This window comes from Psychrobacter sp. GP33 (assembly GCF_014119005.1).
Lineage (GTDB): Bacteria > Pseudomonadota > Gammaproteobacteria > Pseudomonadales > Moraxellaceae > Psychrobacter.
Genome location: NZ_JACGYX010000001.1, coordinates 285,249 through 300,682 on the forward strand (window position 1 = coordinate 285,249; position 15,434 = coordinate 300,682).

13 protein-coding genes are annotated in these 15,434 nt (G+C 40.5%); 4 read left to right on the forward strand and 9 right to left on the reverse strand.

The genetic code is table 11. The annotated features are described in order from the left end of the window. Positions 1-97: 97 nt before the first annotated feature. The 3 genes from uvrB to H2245_RS01280 all read left to right on the forward strand — a co-directional run bounded on the left by uvrB (position 98) and on the right by H2245_RS01280 (position 4,255). Entirely contained in the window at positions 98-2,209 is a 2,112-nt protein-coding gene (uvrB, locus tag H2245_RS01270) for an excinuclease ABC subunit UvrB (protein ID WP_182405215.1), read from the forward strand. An 84-nt stretch (positions 2,210-2,293) separates the two neighbouring features. Further along, on the forward strand, positions 2,294-3,763 hold the full coding sequence (locus H2245_RS01275) for an AbiH family protein (protein ID WP_182405217.1): 1,470 nt from the start codon (positions 2,294-2,296) through the stop codon (positions 3,761-3,763). A 141-nt stretch (positions 3,764-3,904) separates the two neighbouring features. After that, positions 3,905-4,255, forward strand: coding sequence for a hypothetical protein (locus H2245_RS01280; RefSeq protein ID WP_182405219.1), 351 nt, complete (start codon positions 3,905-3,907; stop codon positions 4,253-4,255). Between the two features lie 157 nt (positions 4,256-4,412). Here the strand turns inward: H2245_RS01280 and H2245_RS01285 are convergent, their stop codons facing one another. Next, positions 4,413-4,799 carry a hypothetical protein gene (locus H2245_RS01285; protein ID WP_182405221.1) on the reverse strand — a complete coding sequence of 129 codons (387 nt, stop codon included), beginning with the start codon at positions 4,797-4,799 and terminating at the stop codon, positions 4,413-4,415. Between the two features lie 294 nt (positions 4,800-5,093). Beyond that, positions 5,094-5,609 carry a hypothetical protein gene (locus H2245_RS01290; RefSeq protein ID WP_182405223.1) on the reverse strand — a complete coding sequence of 172 codons (516 nt, stop codon included), beginning with the start codon at positions 5,607-5,609 and terminating at the stop codon, positions 5,094-5,096. 393 nt (positions 5,610-6,002) lie between these two features. Here H2245_RS01290 and recJ point away from each other — a divergent pair, with 393 nt between their 5' ends. Next, a complete protein-coding gene (gene recJ / locus H2245_RS01295) occupies positions 6,003-7,862 on the forward strand; it encodes a single-stranded-DNA-specific exonuclease RecJ (protein ID WP_182405226.1) in 1,860 nt (619 codons plus the stop codon). A gap of 87 nt (positions 7,863-7,949) precedes the next feature. Here recJ and H2245_RS01300 read toward each other — a convergent pair whose 3' ends face one another. The 7 genes from H2245_RS01300 to lipA form a co-directional block, all read right to left on the reverse strand. Continuing rightward, positions 7,950-8,777 (reverse strand): trimeric intracellular cation channel family protein, encoded by an 828-nt coding sequence (locus tag H2245_RS01300; protein WP_259365028.1) that lies wholly within the window; start codon positions 8,775-8,777, stop codon positions 7,950-7,952. A gap of 37 nt (positions 8,778-8,814) precedes the next feature. After that, a complete protein-coding gene (locus H2245_RS01305) occupies positions 8,815-9,450 on the reverse strand; it encodes a trimeric intracellular cation channel family protein (protein ID WP_182405228.1) in 636 nt (211 codons plus the stop codon). Between the two features lie 108 nt (positions 9,451-9,558). Next, positions 9,559-10,674, reverse strand: a complete 1,116-nt coding sequence (locus tag H2245_RS01310; protein WP_182405230.1) for a multidrug resistance efflux transporter family protein — start codon at positions 10,672-10,674, stop codon at positions 9,559-9,561. 90 nt (positions 10,675-10,764) lie between these two features. Continuing rightward, the gene (queE, locus tag H2245_RS01315; RefSeq protein ID WP_182405232.1) at positions 10,765-11,499 is read right to left on the reverse strand and encodes a 7-carboxy-7-deazaguanine synthase QueE; all 735 of its coding nucleotides are present in this window, start codon (positions 11,497-11,499) and stop codon (positions 10,765-10,767) included. A 273-nt stretch (positions 11,500-11,772) separates the two neighbouring features. Beyond that, positions 11,773-12,594: a 2,3,4,5-tetrahydropyridine-2,6-dicarboxylate N-succinyltransferase gene (gene dapD, locus H2245_RS01320; protein WP_182405234.1), complete on the reverse strand. Its 822-nt coding sequence runs from the start codon at positions 12,592-12,594 to the stop codon at positions 11,773-11,775. A 174-nt stretch (positions 12,595-12,768) separates the two neighbouring features. Next, positions 12,769-13,713, reverse strand: coding sequence for an alpha/beta fold hydrolase (locus tag H2245_RS01325; RefSeq protein ID WP_182405236.1), 945 nt, complete (start codon positions 13,711-13,713; stop codon positions 12,769-12,771). 321 nt (positions 13,714-14,034) lie between these two features. Then, positions 14,035-15,081: a lipoyl synthase gene (gene lipA / locus H2245_RS01330; RefSeq protein ID WP_182405238.1), complete on the reverse strand. Its 1,047-nt coding sequence runs from the start codon at positions 15,079-15,081 to the stop codon at positions 14,035-14,037. Positions 15,082-15,434 lie beyond the last annotated feature (353 nt).

Here is a 15,434-nt window from a genome sequence, read left to right on the forward strand (position 1 = left end):
AAGCGGACAAATAACCTTTAAAAATAGTCATTTAACCCCATATTATTACAAACTTTACCTCTTATAACTTTTTATAAATATCAGGAAGAAAGTCACTATGCGAATGCCCGAACCGCGCTCATCGCGTCAGTTAAATCAATTAGCCACCCAGCTGCAAGGCGAAGCTGAAATCAGTGGTGTGAATGCGTCTGGCACGCAAATAGCCAGTCGCGCCTTTGAGATGGTGACAGAATTTGAGCCAGCAGGCGATCAGCCGCAAGCGATTGCAAAGCTAGTTAAAGGTATTAATGCTGGCATGGACGAGCAATTGCTGCTTGGAGTGACGGGCTCTGGTAAGACCTACACTATGGCAAAGGTCATCTCTGAGACGCAACGTCCAACCATCATTATGGCACACAATAAAACCCTTGCCGCGCAGTTATATGGCGAGTTTAAAGCGTTTTTCCCAAATAATGCCGTTGAATATTTCGTCAGTTATTATGACTATTATCAGCCCGAAGCTTATGTTGCCGCTAGTGATACCTTTATTGAAAAAGATAGTGCCATTAATGACCATATTGACCAAATGCGTTTATCCGCCACGCGGGCATTATTAGAGCGTCGTGATGCCATTATTGTGGCGTCGGTATCCTGTATTTATGGTTTGGGCGACCCTGAAAGTTACCTAAAAATGCTATTACATATTGTAGTGGGTGACAAGGTTGACCGTACTGCGGTGATTAAGCGTTTGGTTGAAATGCAATATATGCGCAATGAGCTGGACTTTGGGCGTGGTACCTATCGTTTGCGCGGTGAGATATTAGATATCTATCCGGCAGAGTCGGAGCAGCTTGCGGTACGTGTGCATTTATTTGATGATGAAGTGGAGAAAATCTCTTGGTTCGATCCTTTAACCGGCAAAACCGTGCGTAGCGTGCCGCGTATTACTATTTATCCAAAGTCGCATTATGTGACACCACGTAATAAGTTAGAGGCGGCAACCCATACGATTCGTGCGGAACTTGAGCCACGTTTAGAATATTTCCGTGAAAACAATAAACTGGTTGAAGCGCAACGTCTAAAAGAGCGCACCCAATATGATCTTGAAATGATTCAACAGCTTGGCTACTGTAACGGCATCGAGAACTACTCGCAGCATTTATCAGGTCGCCCATCAGGGGAAGCACCGCCAACGTTGTTTGATTATATTCCAGAAGATGCCTTGTTATTCCTTGATGAATCTCATGTGACGGTGTCGCAAATTGGTGCGATGTATAAAGGCGATCGGTCGCGTAAAGAAAACTTGGTCAATTATGGTTTCCGTTTGCCAAGTGCGATGAATAACCGTCCGATGAAGTTTGAAGAGTGGGAGCGTATTAAGCCAACGACGATTTATGTCAGCGCTACGCCTGCATTATATGAATTGGAACATAGCGAGCAAGTGGTTGAGCAAGTCGTACGTCCAACCGGTTTGATTGACCCTGAGATTGAGATTCGTCCGGTGCTCACCCAAGTCGATGATGTATTATCAGAGATTACCACACGCAGTGCCAAAGATGAGCGCGTGCTGATTACTACTTTGACCAAGCGCATGTCAGAGGATTTGACCAGTTATCTCAAAGAATACGATGTCAAAGTCGCTTATCTCCATTCAGATATTGACACCCTTGAGCGTATGCAAATTATTCATGAGCTGCGTACGGGCGTATATGATGTACTGGTCGGTATTAACTTGCTACGTGAAGGTCTAGATTTGCCAGAAGTGTCATTGGTGGCGATATTTGATGCGGATAAAGAGGGATTTTTACGTTCGGAGCGAGCCTTGATTCAGACAATTGGTCGTGCTGCGCGCCATCTTCATGGTAAGGCGATTCTCTATGCCGACCGTATCACCAACAGTATGCAAAAGGCGATTGATGAGACCGATCGTCGCCGTGAAAAACAAGTGGCATTTAACCTTGAGCATAACATCACACCAAAAGGCGCGCGCCGAAATGTCACGGATAAAATCGATACCGGTGAAGATTTGGACGCCAATGACAATCAAGCGATTCCGGTCAAAAGTAATCTGCCTGATGTTGATATCAGTATCTTACGCAGCCCTGATTTGCTCGCTAAAGAAATCAATCGTCTTGAGAAGCTAATGAAGCAATTCTCACGTGATTTGAAGTTTGAGGATGCCGCGAAAACTCGCGATAAAGTGTTGGAGTTAAAGGCGCATTTGATTTAGAAATATTGGAATTTAAAGTATGAGGGCGGGTTAACGGCTAGTTAACTCGCCTTATTTTTAGATGATAAAAATGAAAATAAAAAATTGGATACTAAAAGAATATTTGTACTAGGTAATGGCTTTGATTTAGCGCATTATCTGCCAACTGCGTACGTACATTTCATGGATGCAATGATGGTTGTTGAATCTTGCGAAGAAAATAAAGAGCTTGGGTTTGATGATTTGTTTCAGAAATATATATCAGGAGAATGTTCCGATAGAGACAAGGAGTTTTTTAGCAAGACTAAGGAATTGTATAAAACATATAACTTGAAGTTATCGATTGATATTGTGAAGGGCTTGCAAATAAAGCTAAAGGATAACGGCTGGTTTCAGCATTTTAAGCATCATTTAAATGATGTAGATACTTGGATTGATTTTGAGAATGAAATAGAAAAAGTTTTGATTTTATTAGGTACATTATTCAATATTGAGTTTGAAAAGAACTCAATTATCAATTTTGACGAGGATAACAGTTCTCGGTTAGATATAGCTAAAAATATAATAGATAATGACACAGTATTACTTAATAAAATACTTCTAGACCGAACTGGTCTAAAGTCAAATATAATTAATTCATTATTAAAAGAATTTAAAATATTTAACACTATGTATGGTGTTAGGTCACAAGAAAAATATTCGACCCAAAATTATTTCAAAAAAGTAACAAAAGATGAGTTTGATATTTTTCAAGAGGTTACTAAAAATGTAAAGGGCTTGATTGGATTAAATCTTTATTCACATAAGAAAGAAGCTTTTAGTGAAGTGTTAAATAAGAAGTATTTAAAACGTTTTGAAGACAAGTTTTTATCATTTAATGAGACTGAAATATTTAGACAGCTTTTGATAGAGTTAGATGAGTTCAAGCATATATTTGAGAACTATATTAGTTCCATTATAAATAATATTGAGCCAACTAAGAGTTTTGATACCTTTGGTGATTTGGCAAAAGAAATTGATGCAGTCTATACGTTTAACTATTCTAACATCTTCGAGAGACTGTATCCAAATAGTCTTGAAAGTCAACTTAATCAAGTAGAAGTACAGTATATTCATGGCAGTGCAGAACATAAAAATATTGTGCTTGGAATAAGTGACTTAGATGAAGGAAAATTAAAAAAATATAAAATTTACGGATTTGTTAAGACTTTCCAAAAACTTGTCAGTAATACTGATTATATATTTTTAGATAATAGTGATGTGAAGTTAACAAGTAAGCCACCTATAAATTATCTGCTTCAAAATGACTATGAGATTATTATCTGGGGACACTCTTTAGATTCTTCAGATGGAGAGTATATTAGAGAAATGTTTAATCTTAACAGTGAGAGTCTGTTGAATAGAGTCACTATAAGAATTTGGTATCATGGCTCACAACAACTTGCTAACCTCATGCATATTATGGGTAAAGACGTTATTCAAGAGTGGATGAAGAAAGGCTGGCTAGTATTTGAAGCAGCTCCTGATATTTATCAGCTTAATCAGCAAAAGCAGAGTTTGTTAGAAATAGCATAATTGCCAATCTCAAACACCCTTTTACATTTTACATCTTAAATAAAATTGTCAGTTTATATAGGATAGAGACATAAAACAGGGAGGTTATAAGCGCCTTGTTAAGTCCTAGTATTATAAAAATTCAATTTTAGAGGTACAAATATGTTTGATATTAAGTCGTTATTAAAGCGTGGCATTGAAAAGGAATTATTGGATGTTGATGACTATATTTTTATGCCTGAAAGCGTAAAGATTGTGATCGATAATGGTGAGTTGAACTGTGTGCTTAATAGTGATGGTCGGGTCAATATTTTCTATACCAAACACGGGATTACAGATGTGAGATCGGCAGCGCGTAAGCACGCATTCACGTCTTTTGAGCGGGAACTTGAGCACGGAATGTACGATGATATTATCGAGGATTTGGTTAATGAGGTTGAAAAAATTATCGATGGTCAGTCTAAGTATTTTCGTAATAGAGTCTTAACTATAGACAGTCCTTTAGAGCCGTAATCAATTGTAAGAAATTGAAATTTGATGAGTATTTATGTGATATTAGTCTTTATTTGACACTATTTTTTAGTTGATAATAGTTTGCGGCAAATAATTATCAAAAAAGGTGCGTTGATAAATTATAACGCACCTTTTTATTTATTTAATAAATAGTCATTTATTTCGTGAAGCTGGCATAACAACTTTGCAGTGATTTTGCGATGACACGGGTGGCTAACTGTACTCGATACTCTGGATTAATTGCGGCATTGCCTAGCTCAACAATGGTAACGTGCTGTGGGGCTTGCTCACTGACACAACCACATACTTTACTTTTTACCGCTTCTTTTTGCTCTTCGTTCATGACAACGCTGGCAACACGCCATGTCGTTTGCTTTTCAATCTCAGCACGGCATTGGTTGTTGATAGCTGCTTTAAAAACATTCATACCAATATTAGTTGCGTTACCAACTGCAGTACCAGCGTTAGTGTTAGCGCCTGTTGACGCGCAACCAGATAAAGCAAATGTAGCAAGCATAGCAGTAGAGATTAATAATTTTTTCATCGTTGTATCCTACGAGTTTTTTGAGATTGTCTGAAAAATGTGTTTACACGTGATAAGTATTGTCCGTTTTGGCTTAGTGACAATAACGAACGATTATTACATATTTTTAACACATTACCTTATCTCATTCTTGTATAGGAAAAACGATTATTTTGAAGTTCACTTCAGGCTATGATTATTAAGTCGTGTTATTAAGAATAAAATCTGTTCTAAAATATAGAAGCCATAAAAAACCAGCTAAGAAGAGTTAATCATCATAGCTGGTTTTTTATGGCGTTACTTCACTTCTAAATTTTATACATTTTTACCATGTTGCTTTTGTTGAATATCTTTTGCTAAGTTATAGCACTCTTCAATATGGTCAGTAGCGATTTTCTTAAAAATGGTGTAGCCCATAGTCGCTGCGACCAGTTGTCCACCTAATGGAATAAATTTGGTGACTTGCTTGGCAGCGATACGACCACCAAATCCTTGGATGGTTTTTTTGACGATACCGCGTGTTGCCATGAGACCGGCAAAATCAATGGTTCGATCTTTTAGTGCGCCCCAATGAATAGCACGCGATTCTAAATCAATGGCGGATTCGCGTCCTTCAATCAGACCAAAGCGTTCGCTAATCTCAGGCAGCAGCTGGGTTAACATACCGGCATCGATTGCCACATCGAAGAATGGTATAGGGATAACAGCCACACCAGCAGAAATTTTGGCTCGTTTTTTGACTAACGCCAGACACTCTTGCTTTACTTGCTCTAAATTTAAGCTTGGGTCAATGGTGTTTGGAATTTTTTCAGCAGCAGGTGTAGTTTTCATAAAGATGTCCTTATAAGAATCTCAAAGTTATAAAATAAATAGATTATAAAACAAGCAGGTTATAAAATGATTGGTCAATATATTTTAAGTATGGCAAGTAGTACTCATTTTATGGATTTATCGGCTTCATACAATCATAGCTTTGTATCAAAATACAAATAATACCGTTTCTATGCACCGTTTTTGTAAATATAGGATAAGTGAGCACCTCATCAGCTAAGTCGAAATTATAATTAATAAGAATTATAGAGTCAGTAGGGATAATATAATTATAAAAATGAGATCGAAAATAAAAGTAATACTGGGATTGTCGCGACAGCGGATGTCACATGGTGAATGTTCATGCCATTGTTTGCTATTGTGACCGCCTACCAAAGCCAGTAGAATACCGACATGCTAAATTTAACCCCCCGATATACCGGTACTCGCATTGACGAGTTACCCGCCGCATTGCAACCGCTTGCCGCCCAATCATTGACCCTAGCGCGCCTCTATGCAGGACGCGGTATCACCGATCCTGACGAGCTGGAAACTGGACTGGCGGGTTTGTTGCCTGCTGAGATGCTGCATGGCGTTAGTGAAGCAGTGCGTCTATTAGATATTGCTATTGATGAAGGTCAGCGTATTCTTATTGTTGGCGACTTTGATTGTGACGGCGCGACCAGTACCGCATTAATGATGCGCGCTTTAACCGCAATGGGCGCGGTGGTTGATTTTTTAGTGCCTGACCGTTTTAAATATGGCTATGGTTTGACACCTGAAATTGTTGAGCTGGGCATTGCCACCTATCAGCCGCAAATGATTGTGACCGTTGATAATGGTATCTCTAGCCATGAAGGTGTGGCACGTGCGCAAGCCGATGGTATTACGGTTATTATTACTGACCATCATCTCACCACCAAGCCAGTGCCGCCTGCTGAAGCCGTAGTCAATCCCAATCAGCAAGATTGTGACTTTAGCAGCAAGGCTTTAGTTGGCGTGGGCGTGGCATTTTATGTGCTGGGACGCTTAGCAAAGTTGCGCCGTGAAGCTGGCAAGTCAACCGTACAAGTCAGCCAATATTTGGACTTAGTGGCGCTGGGTACGATTGCCGATGTGGGTATTCTAGATAAAAATAATCGTATATTAGTACATCATGGTCTACAAGCGATTCGTCAAGGGCGCTGCTGTTTGGGTATTTTAGCGCTTCTTGAACAAGCTGGACGTGACCCAAAACAATTACAAGCGCAAGATTTTGGCTTTATCTTAGGTCCCCGTATTAATGCGGCAGGGCGGATGGATAATATGCGCATTGGTATCGAGTGTTTACTGACCGAGGATTGGAGCGAAGCGCAACGTTTGGCACATGAGCTTGAGCAGCTTAATCGCAATCGCCGCCAAGTTGAAGGCGAGATGCGTAGCCAAGCGGATGATATTATCGAAGCTTTAAATACTTCTCATAATAGTAACGATTTAACAGACGATAACAATGGTCTGATTATTACGGAAAATGATGCGCAAAACGATATAGTAAATACAGTAGCTAAAACTGATGACGATAACGCTAATATTGATAAAAGCAAACGCAGTATTGTGCTGTATCGAGATGATTGGCATCAAGGCGTTATCGGTATCGTGGCTGGACGTTTAAAAGAAAGTCATTATCGTCCTAGCATTGTGTTTGCGCCAGCTGATATTGAGCGCACAGGTGACGAAGATGCGATTAAAGGCTCGGCACGCTCGATTGCTGGCGTGCATATTCGTGATGCAATCGAGCAAGTGGTGGAGCAACATCCGGATTTAATCACACATTTTGGTGGTCATGCGATGGCAGCGGGGCTGACCATTAAGCGTGGTAACTTTGATGCCTTTGTTGACGCTTTTAATAATGTGGTAGCGCAGCTGGAAGATGGTATTTTTACTGAGCAAAAACTTACTGATGGCGCGTTGCAAGCGGCAGATTTTAGCTTGTGGTTTGCTGAGCATTTAACCGATGCCAGCATTTGGGGGCATGGTTTTGCGCCACCGATGTTTGATGGTGTGTTTGAGGTACTCAGCTTTAAAGTATTAAAAGACAAGCATCTAAAGTTGTCACTACGATATCCGGATGTGCAATATCCGATTGACGCTATTTGTTTTAATTATGATAGTAGCGTGTGGGATTATCGCGCAGAAAAAGTACACCTGTTATTTCAGCTGGATATCAATGAGTGGAATGGCAAACAAAGCTTGCAACTAATGGTTAGAGATTTGGATGTGATTACTGATGTTTAAGGATTAACTTTTACTATCATTTTTAGTTAAAAAAAGGGCGTTAATCAAACAGATTAACGCCCTTTCTGTTTATTATTTTTCAACGTATTAAAGCGTTTGTTTTTTCACTAAACCAATATCTGGGAAATGCCAATCATAACGTACTGCCAGCATACGAATTACAAAAATTGTTAACATGGTCAAGGATTCTTTTATCCAAGGTGTCACGCCCATACCTTCTAAGACAAAATATAGTATTCCCCCAACAATCGCCGCAGTAACATAAATCTCGCGCTGTAATACCAGCGGAATCTCATTACACAGCATGTCACGAATCACGCCACCAAACAAAATGTTCAATACGCCAAGCAAGATACAAATGGGAATATTAGCGCCCATTTCTTGCGCCACTTGAATACCAATTAAGGTGAAAATTGCCAACGCCATGCCGTCAAATAATTTTAATAAACCATCGACATGGCTTGATTTTGGATTGCAAAACATCTGAAAACCTACTGAAGTGATGGTGATAATCAGTAGATAATTCATATTTACCATCCAAAATAACGGATAGCGATCCAAAATAATATCACGTGCAGTCGGACCACTAATCGCAGCAATCATCGCCACTAGAATACAGCCGAACATATCGAAGTTCTTATGTTTAGCAATCACCGTTCCCGACACACTACAGGCAAAGATACCAAACATCTCAAGCCAAAACATAAAGGAGGTAGGCTCAAATCGGGTCACAAAATCTGTACTCAGACCTGCTGGCGGATGAATAGTGGGTGCGACTGGAATGGGCGGTGCAGCAGCGCCAAGCGTGAGACTGGTTGATATAGGAGACAAGAACAGATCGAAAGATTTGCCAAATAAAGCCTGGCAGCAGGCGTTAAGCCACGCATAAATATTGACGCTGATAATACTGATCATAATGGTTCACATAAAAAACACTGAAGTAGCTAAGAGTTTAGCCAACCCAGCGAATGGAGGGAAGATGCCAATCAAAACGCAGTGCCAACATCCGCACTGCAAAGATGACGCCAAGCATAATAAATTCATTCAATCTTGCAGGTACGCCCCAAACCTCAAGCAGCAGATACGTCACTGAACCGACAATACTGGCAGTGATATAAATCTCGCGCTGGAGCAAAAGGGGTATCTCATTACATATAATATCGCGCAGTAAGCCACCGAGAATTGCTGTCCATACGCCCATCATAATGGCAATGACAGGCGACATGTCTTGACCGAGCGCCACATTAAAGCCGATGACGCTGAAGGCTGCCAGTCCAATAGCATCAAATAGCTTAAGCGTCTTATCGATTTTATCAAAAAGATTAAAAAATATTTGTAAAATAAGGGAGGTAGCTGTGATAACTAATAAATAACTAAGATCCGTCATCCAAAATAGCGGATGCCGATCCAGTGCCATATCGCGCAACGTACCACCACCAATGGCATTGACCATCGATACCAGAATGCAGCCTGCAATATCAAAGCCTTTGTGCTGTGCTAGCAACGTACCAGCGCTGGCACAGGCAATAATGCCAATCATGTCTAATATATACAGTAAAATATCAGGGAAAATAAAAGCGCTGAACATGTTGATACCGCTCATCATTACTGACTAAAAGAGTTTTTGCAAAGAAATATATGATAGAAAAAAATTATAAAATAGATAGTACAGTATCAGATAATCAATTAAGTATTATCAACCGTCTTTAGCAAACAATATCAATCCCAGTATAATCAGCCCAATACCGAATAAGCCCATTGCTGATGGCAAGACATTATCCAGTAAGAATATCCCACCGATCAGCGCAAATATCACTTCACTGGCTTGCGTCGAATCGACTCCAGCAACTTCACTAGATGTTTGCGCTTGTTCACGCGCATATAAAAAGATACTGGTTGCACCAACTCCTGCTAATAATGCGACAAGGAGGGTATTGAAAACTTGTGATGAGCTGGGCATTTCAGGACGCACTATAATGCCTAAAATTAGCCAAAATGGCAAACTACCAAAGGACATTAACCAGACTTTATTAAAGGCATTTTGCAGCAGATCCGTCTCAATAGCAGGGATACGCCCAATCAGTTTTTGCAACATGGATTTATGTTGGATAGCAACATGAGATAAGGTGTTAACTGTGTTATCAGTATCTATAACAATATTGACATCGTCAGAGTTGATAGAGTCTGTAGAATTATCGTCACGCGCTTTTTGTAATGCTGCGGTATGCTTGCGAGAATTATAAGAGACTTGCCAAACCAATTGATTGCCAATGGGATAGCTAAAGGCCGCGATTAAAGCAGGTAATGCACCATACAACAGCATCTCCGACATGGGCGTCGAGACTGCCAAATCTACCACTTCCGATGCGCGCAATCCTTCGCTGACGTTTACCAATACCACGCCAATAAACACTAGCAGCGCATAGAGAATGAATTTCTTGTCAAAACGCTGACCAAAGGCAAGCAGTACCAGTAGGCTGGTGACCACAGTAAACATAAACGTAGCGGCAACGACCCAACCCGCAACGTGATCGCCAGCATAACAAATACCGGTATAAAATAACCCAAAGCCGATTCCACCAGTCACGCACCAAAATTTCCAATGGGCACAAAAAATAGCCGTTAATTCTTTAATGCGCCCAGCGCCTTGTTGCATGGCAATAATAACAGTTAGCATCAGCCACATAAAAAGATAACGCAGACTGGCTGACCAAAACCAATGCCCACCCGCCGAACTCATCATCTCGTTTAAAATAAACGTAGAGCTAAATAAGGCACCTGCTAATAAGCCCAATAAAATGAGTTTGACCATCCTTGCGTCCTTGCTGACTATCACGACTTATTATGGGGTATGCGAGCGAGAGAATTCTAGAGTGAAAACTCGCTCATTAACTGATTAGATTCATTTACCTTTAGCATCTGCCCAAATGATTTTATGCAGTTGTAACTGAAAGCGAACGGGTAGTGCATCTACAAGAATCCATTCGGCAAGCTCACGCGCTAATACGGGTACTTCAGGACTATTATTGTTTAAAGTATCATCTTCTGCGACATTGAACATTGGCGAAAACCAAACTGTACCGACCAGTTTGTGTAGCTTGTGCTCAAGCAATTTAGACTTTGCCCAGTCATAATCTTCACGGTTCATAATGACAAATTTCAGTTGGTCATGCTGAGTAAGATAATCAAGGTTTGACCAAAGGTTTTTATCCGCTTCACCTGAGCTTGGTGTTTTTAAATCCATTACCTTGCTAACCGCAACGGGCACATCTTGCACGGACAATGCACCTGCTGTTTCAAGAGATATCTCATAACCATCAGCCAGTAAGCGTTTCATCAGCTCAATCGCATTTGGTTGCGCTAATGGCTCACCGCCCGTCAAGCAAATACGCTTGCATGGAAAGCTGGCAATCGTTGCCATAATCGCTTCAAGCGACTGACGCTCACCGCCACTAAAGGCATATTCGGTATCGCAATAGACACAGCGCAGCGGACAACCGGTTAAGCGTACAAATATCGTCGGTAAACCTGAAGTAATGGCTTCACCTTGCAAAGAATAAAAAATCTCAGTCAGACGCAGACCCGCTTCAGGGTCAGTGACAGGAATGGCGGATGTACGTAGCGATGGCTTGGTCATAACAATATCAATATCAAATAAAAGGATGGGATAATCAGAATAGGTATACTGATAAAAAAGAAAAATCGTGCTACAGCTAATTCATAGTGATAGGTGTATTTACACGAATTTTTCAAAGAATATATGAAAAATGTCATAAGCAAAGGATTATAACGCACAGTGCTTAACTAAGCTGCACTAAATTAAAAGTATAAAAAAGATGCTAAAGGATATCTCCAGCATCTTTTTTTAAACCGTTATCTTATGAGCACTTGGCTGGTTAATACCGACCTTTTACGCTAAACGTAATAACTCATTTACAGATGTTTTAGCGCGGGTTTGGGCATCGACTTTTTTCACGATAATCGCGGCATACAAGCTGTGTGTGCCATCTTCAGACGGTAAACTGCCCGGTACAACGACTGAACCAGCTGGTACGCGACCACGATGAATTTCACCTGTTTCGCGATCATAAATACGCGTTGATTGACCGATATACACACCCATCGAGATGACGGCGCCTTCTTCAACGATCACACCTTCAACAATTTCAGAACGTGCACCGATAAAGCAATTGTCTTCAATAATCGTTGGGTTGGCTTGTAATGGCTCTAATACGCCACCGATACCAACACCACCTGATAGATGCACATTTTTGCCAATTTGGGCACATGAGCCAACGGTTGCCCATGTATCGACCATCGCGCCTTGATCAATATATGCACCAATATTCACATAAGATGGCATCAATACAGCGCCTGCTGCGATATAAGAGCCTTTACGAGCGATAGCAGGTGGCACAACGCGTACGCCAGCTTCTTTAAATTGTGCTTCTGTCCAATCGGCAAATTTAGTCGGTACTCTGTCATAAAACTGCACATGTTCGCCAGCTGACATTACATAGTTGTCATTGAGGCGGAACGATAGCAACACCGCTTTTTTCGCCCATTGATTGACAACCCATTCGCCATCTTTTTTCTCAGCGACGCGTAAGCTGCCATTATCAAGCTGTTCTAGTACTTGATTAATAGCGTCACGGACGTCCTGTGGCATGGTGCTTGGGCTATACTCATTGCGATTTTCAAAAGCTTGTTCGATAACTTGTTGTAATGACATAAAAAATCCTAAAAAAGTCAAAGTCAAAGTGCTGCTTAGCGGCTCATCGAATACTTATAATAAAAGCCTTTATCGTAAAAGCACTGGCAATAAGAGCACTGCTGATAAGAATCGAAAAAAAAGGTAATGAGTCGTATTGTCGCTAATTTAACCGCTTTTAGCAAACTACATTCCTTATAATTGTGTAGTACTTAAATTACGTATCCAATGTAAGATATCATAGTACACCGCGCTATGATGCTGCTCATGCAACGGTTCATGACGCATATTAGGATATAGACGCATATCTATTTGGCTAAAGTTTTGTTTGCGAAGTTTACGAACAATGCGGCGAATGCCTTGCCCCATATCACCAACTGGATCATTGTTGCCACTAACAAATAGCATGGGGAAGTCTGTAGTAATGGTCGACGCCCATTTTTTATCCAATCCTGTTTGCATCAATACCAATAAGGTCATAAAGCCGTTATTAGTGAGTTCAAAGCCTGTTAAGGGATCTGCTTCATATGCTGCAATATTTGCCGTATTTTCGCTCAGCCATGCAAAATTAGAATCGGAAATACGATTTTCAAACCTGATGTTCAATAAATTATTTATCCATTCAGCGAATAAAGCATTGGGCTTTTTCGGTGCTGTTTTTGCAAGTATTTTATTGATGGGAAGTAGTACTTTTAACAGGGGCTGGCTATCAGCAGTGCCCATCATAATGGCGCCAGAAAAGGCATGCGCATGGTGTTTGAGTACCGTACGCACAATAAAAGAGCCCATCGAATGGCCCAGAATAAAATGTGGAACCTTTGGATGCCTCGCCTTCAAAGCATCCGCCATGATAATGACGTCTTTTAATAATGACTGTACAGGATGCTCATGACCAAAGAAACCCAGCTCATCAGGCGCTTTAATAGTTTTGCCATGACCAAGCTGATCGTACGTGGCCACGGCAATACCATTATCAGCTAAAAACTGTGCAAAATCAGCATAACGACCGCTGTGATCTGACATCCCATGTACAAGTAGTAAGGTTGCCTGAACGTCAACGTCGCTATTGCTTGGTTCAAAAAATGTATGGTATAAATAATGAGTATTGTCAGAGGAGGTAATGTTCTCAGGGTTACTCATAAGTGGTTCCTTAAATGGTCTAGAGGACTAGAATGCCAAAAACAGAGAGCGTTAAAAAATACTAATGTCAAAAATAAATATCGTGTCATCGCTTTTTTATAATATAAATTGTATCAATTATTGGGATGTTTTTTTTATAAGCATTAAACAACTAACGACAAGTGTCACCAATTTAACGACAAAGCGTTATCAGGTCAATGTTATTTCAGCGTTTATCGATAGGAATAAGATAAGTATTCATCTTTTACCCTATAAAAAAAGAGACCTAGTGGGGTCTCTTTTTTAAATCAATGCGCTAAAACAGTCACTATTAACTACTGATTAACAGCCCAGTTTACCTTCAGCAATCAGTGCCTTTTTGCTGCGGATTGGTGCTGGGCAATCTTCACCATAAAATTGACGGTCAGCAAAGTAACTTGAACGTACCATTGGACCTGCCCAAATATTAAAGAAACCGATCTTTTTGCCATATTCCATATAACGCTCGAACTCGTCAGGATGGACATAACGATCGACTGGCGCATGGTTTTTACTTGGTTGTAGGTATTGACCAACCGTAATCATATCGACATTGTGCGCTTTCAGATCATCAAGTAAGGCGTAGATTTCTTCTTCAGTTTCACCCAAGCCAACCATAAAGCCACATTTGGTCGCGATATCAGGACGACGTTCTTTGTAGATTTTTAGCAAGTCTAATGAATGTTGGTAGTCAGAACCGGGACGGAATGCTTTATACAAACGTGGCACGGTTTCGATATTATGGTTGAATACATCCGGCGCAGTTTCAGTTAACAAGTCTAACGCGATATCCATACGACCACGAAAATCAGGTACTAAGATTTCGATTAAGCAATTTGGACTTAAAGCGCGTGATTCATTTAATACTTCAACAAAATGATTGGCACCGCCGTCTTTTAGGTCATCACGGTCGACTGAAGTAATGACCGCATATTTTAACTTAAGACCTAAGATCGTCTCAGCAGTATGGCGTGGCTCATCTTTATCTAGCTCATTCGGACGACCATGACCCACATCACAAAACGGGCAGCGGCGCGTACAAATGTCACCCATAATCATAAAGGTAGCCGTACCATCAGAGAAGCACTGTGCCAAGTTAGGGCATGCGGCTTCTTCACAGACGGTATAGAGCTTTTGCTCACGCAAAGTGGCTTTGATACGCGCCACTTCAGCAGGAGAAGACAGCTTAACGCGAATCCAGTCCGGCTTTTTCTTTGCTTCGACCGTTGGAATCACTTTAATTGGGATACGCGCAACTTTGTCATAGCCGCGTAGCTTTTCGCCTTGGATGGCTTTTTTCGGTTTGGCTTTTGCTGCCGGAACATAGGTTTGTACCGCTATTGAGCTCATAGACTTATCCTAAACCCTTACAATCCTAAGCCTTTATAAGATAAGGGTTTTGTTTGTTATTTAATGACAGTGGAATAGAAAAATTTAATAGAGTGATTATAGCAAAATTTATGCGTTTTTTCATCTGCTCACAGTTATTCTAAAATAGAGATAACAACAAAGTAATGACAATAATGATGCATAAAAAGAGAGATATGTGACTGTATGTTAAAAAGGGCTATAAAAATAGTGCTGCTGACAAAGCATACGCACCAAAACCACATGCATCAGAAATATGGTACAACACTCAGTTATGACACAAAACATGGAGGGACTAATTTGTCATGATATTCACTAGAGTAAGGTTTGAGTAA

What these genes read in the sequence shown, in the direction of transcription:
- dapD (WP_182405234.1), bottom strand. Translation starts at nt 12,594, where the DNA reads ATGTCATTACAACAAGTTATCGAACAAGCTTTTGAAAATCGCAATGAG.
- uvrB (WP_182405215.1), top strand. Translation starts at nt 98, where the DNA reads ATGCGAATGCCCGAACCGCGCTCATCGCGTCAGTTAAATCAATTAGCC.
- H2245_RS01300 (WP_259365028.1), bottom strand. Translation starts at nt 8,777, where the DNA reads ATGATCAGTATTATCAGCGTCAATATTTATGCGTGGCTTAACGCCTGC.
- H2245_RS01285 (WP_182405221.1), bottom strand. Translation starts at nt 4,799, where the DNA reads ATGAAAAAATTATTAATCTCTACTGCTATGCTTGCTACATTTGCTTTA.
- queE (WP_182405232.1), bottom strand. Translation starts at nt 11,499, where the DNA reads ATGACCAAGCCATCGCTACGTACATCCGCCATTCCTGTCACTGACCCT.
- H2245_RS01310 (WP_182405230.1), bottom strand. Translation starts at nt 10,674, where the DNA reads ATGGTCAAACTCATTTTATTGGGCTTATTAGCAGGTGCCTTATTTAGC.
- H2245_RS01290 (WP_182405223.1), bottom strand. Translation starts at nt 5,609, where the DNA reads ATGAAAACTACACCTGCTGCTGAAAAAATTCCAAACACCATTGACCCA.
- H2245_RS01305 (WP_182405228.1), bottom strand. Translation starts at nt 9,450, where the DNA reads ATGTTCAGCGCTTTTATTTTCCCTGATATTTTACTGTATATATTAGAC.
- recJ (WP_182405226.1), top strand. Translation starts at nt 6,003, where the DNA reads ATGCTAAATTTAACCCCCCGATATACCGGTACTCGCATTGACGAGTTA.
- lipA (WP_182405238.1), bottom strand. Translation starts at nt 15,081, where the DNA reads ATGAGCTCAATAGCGGTACAAACCTATGTTCCGGCAGCAAAAGCCAAA.
- H2245_RS01325 (WP_182405236.1), bottom strand. Translation starts at nt 13,713, where the DNA reads ATGAGTAACCCTGAGAACATTACCTCCTCTGACAATACTCATTATTTA.
- H2245_RS01280 (WP_182405219.1), top strand. Translation starts at nt 3,905, where the DNA reads ATGTTTGATATTAAGTCGTTATTAAAGCGTGGCATTGAAAAGGAATTA.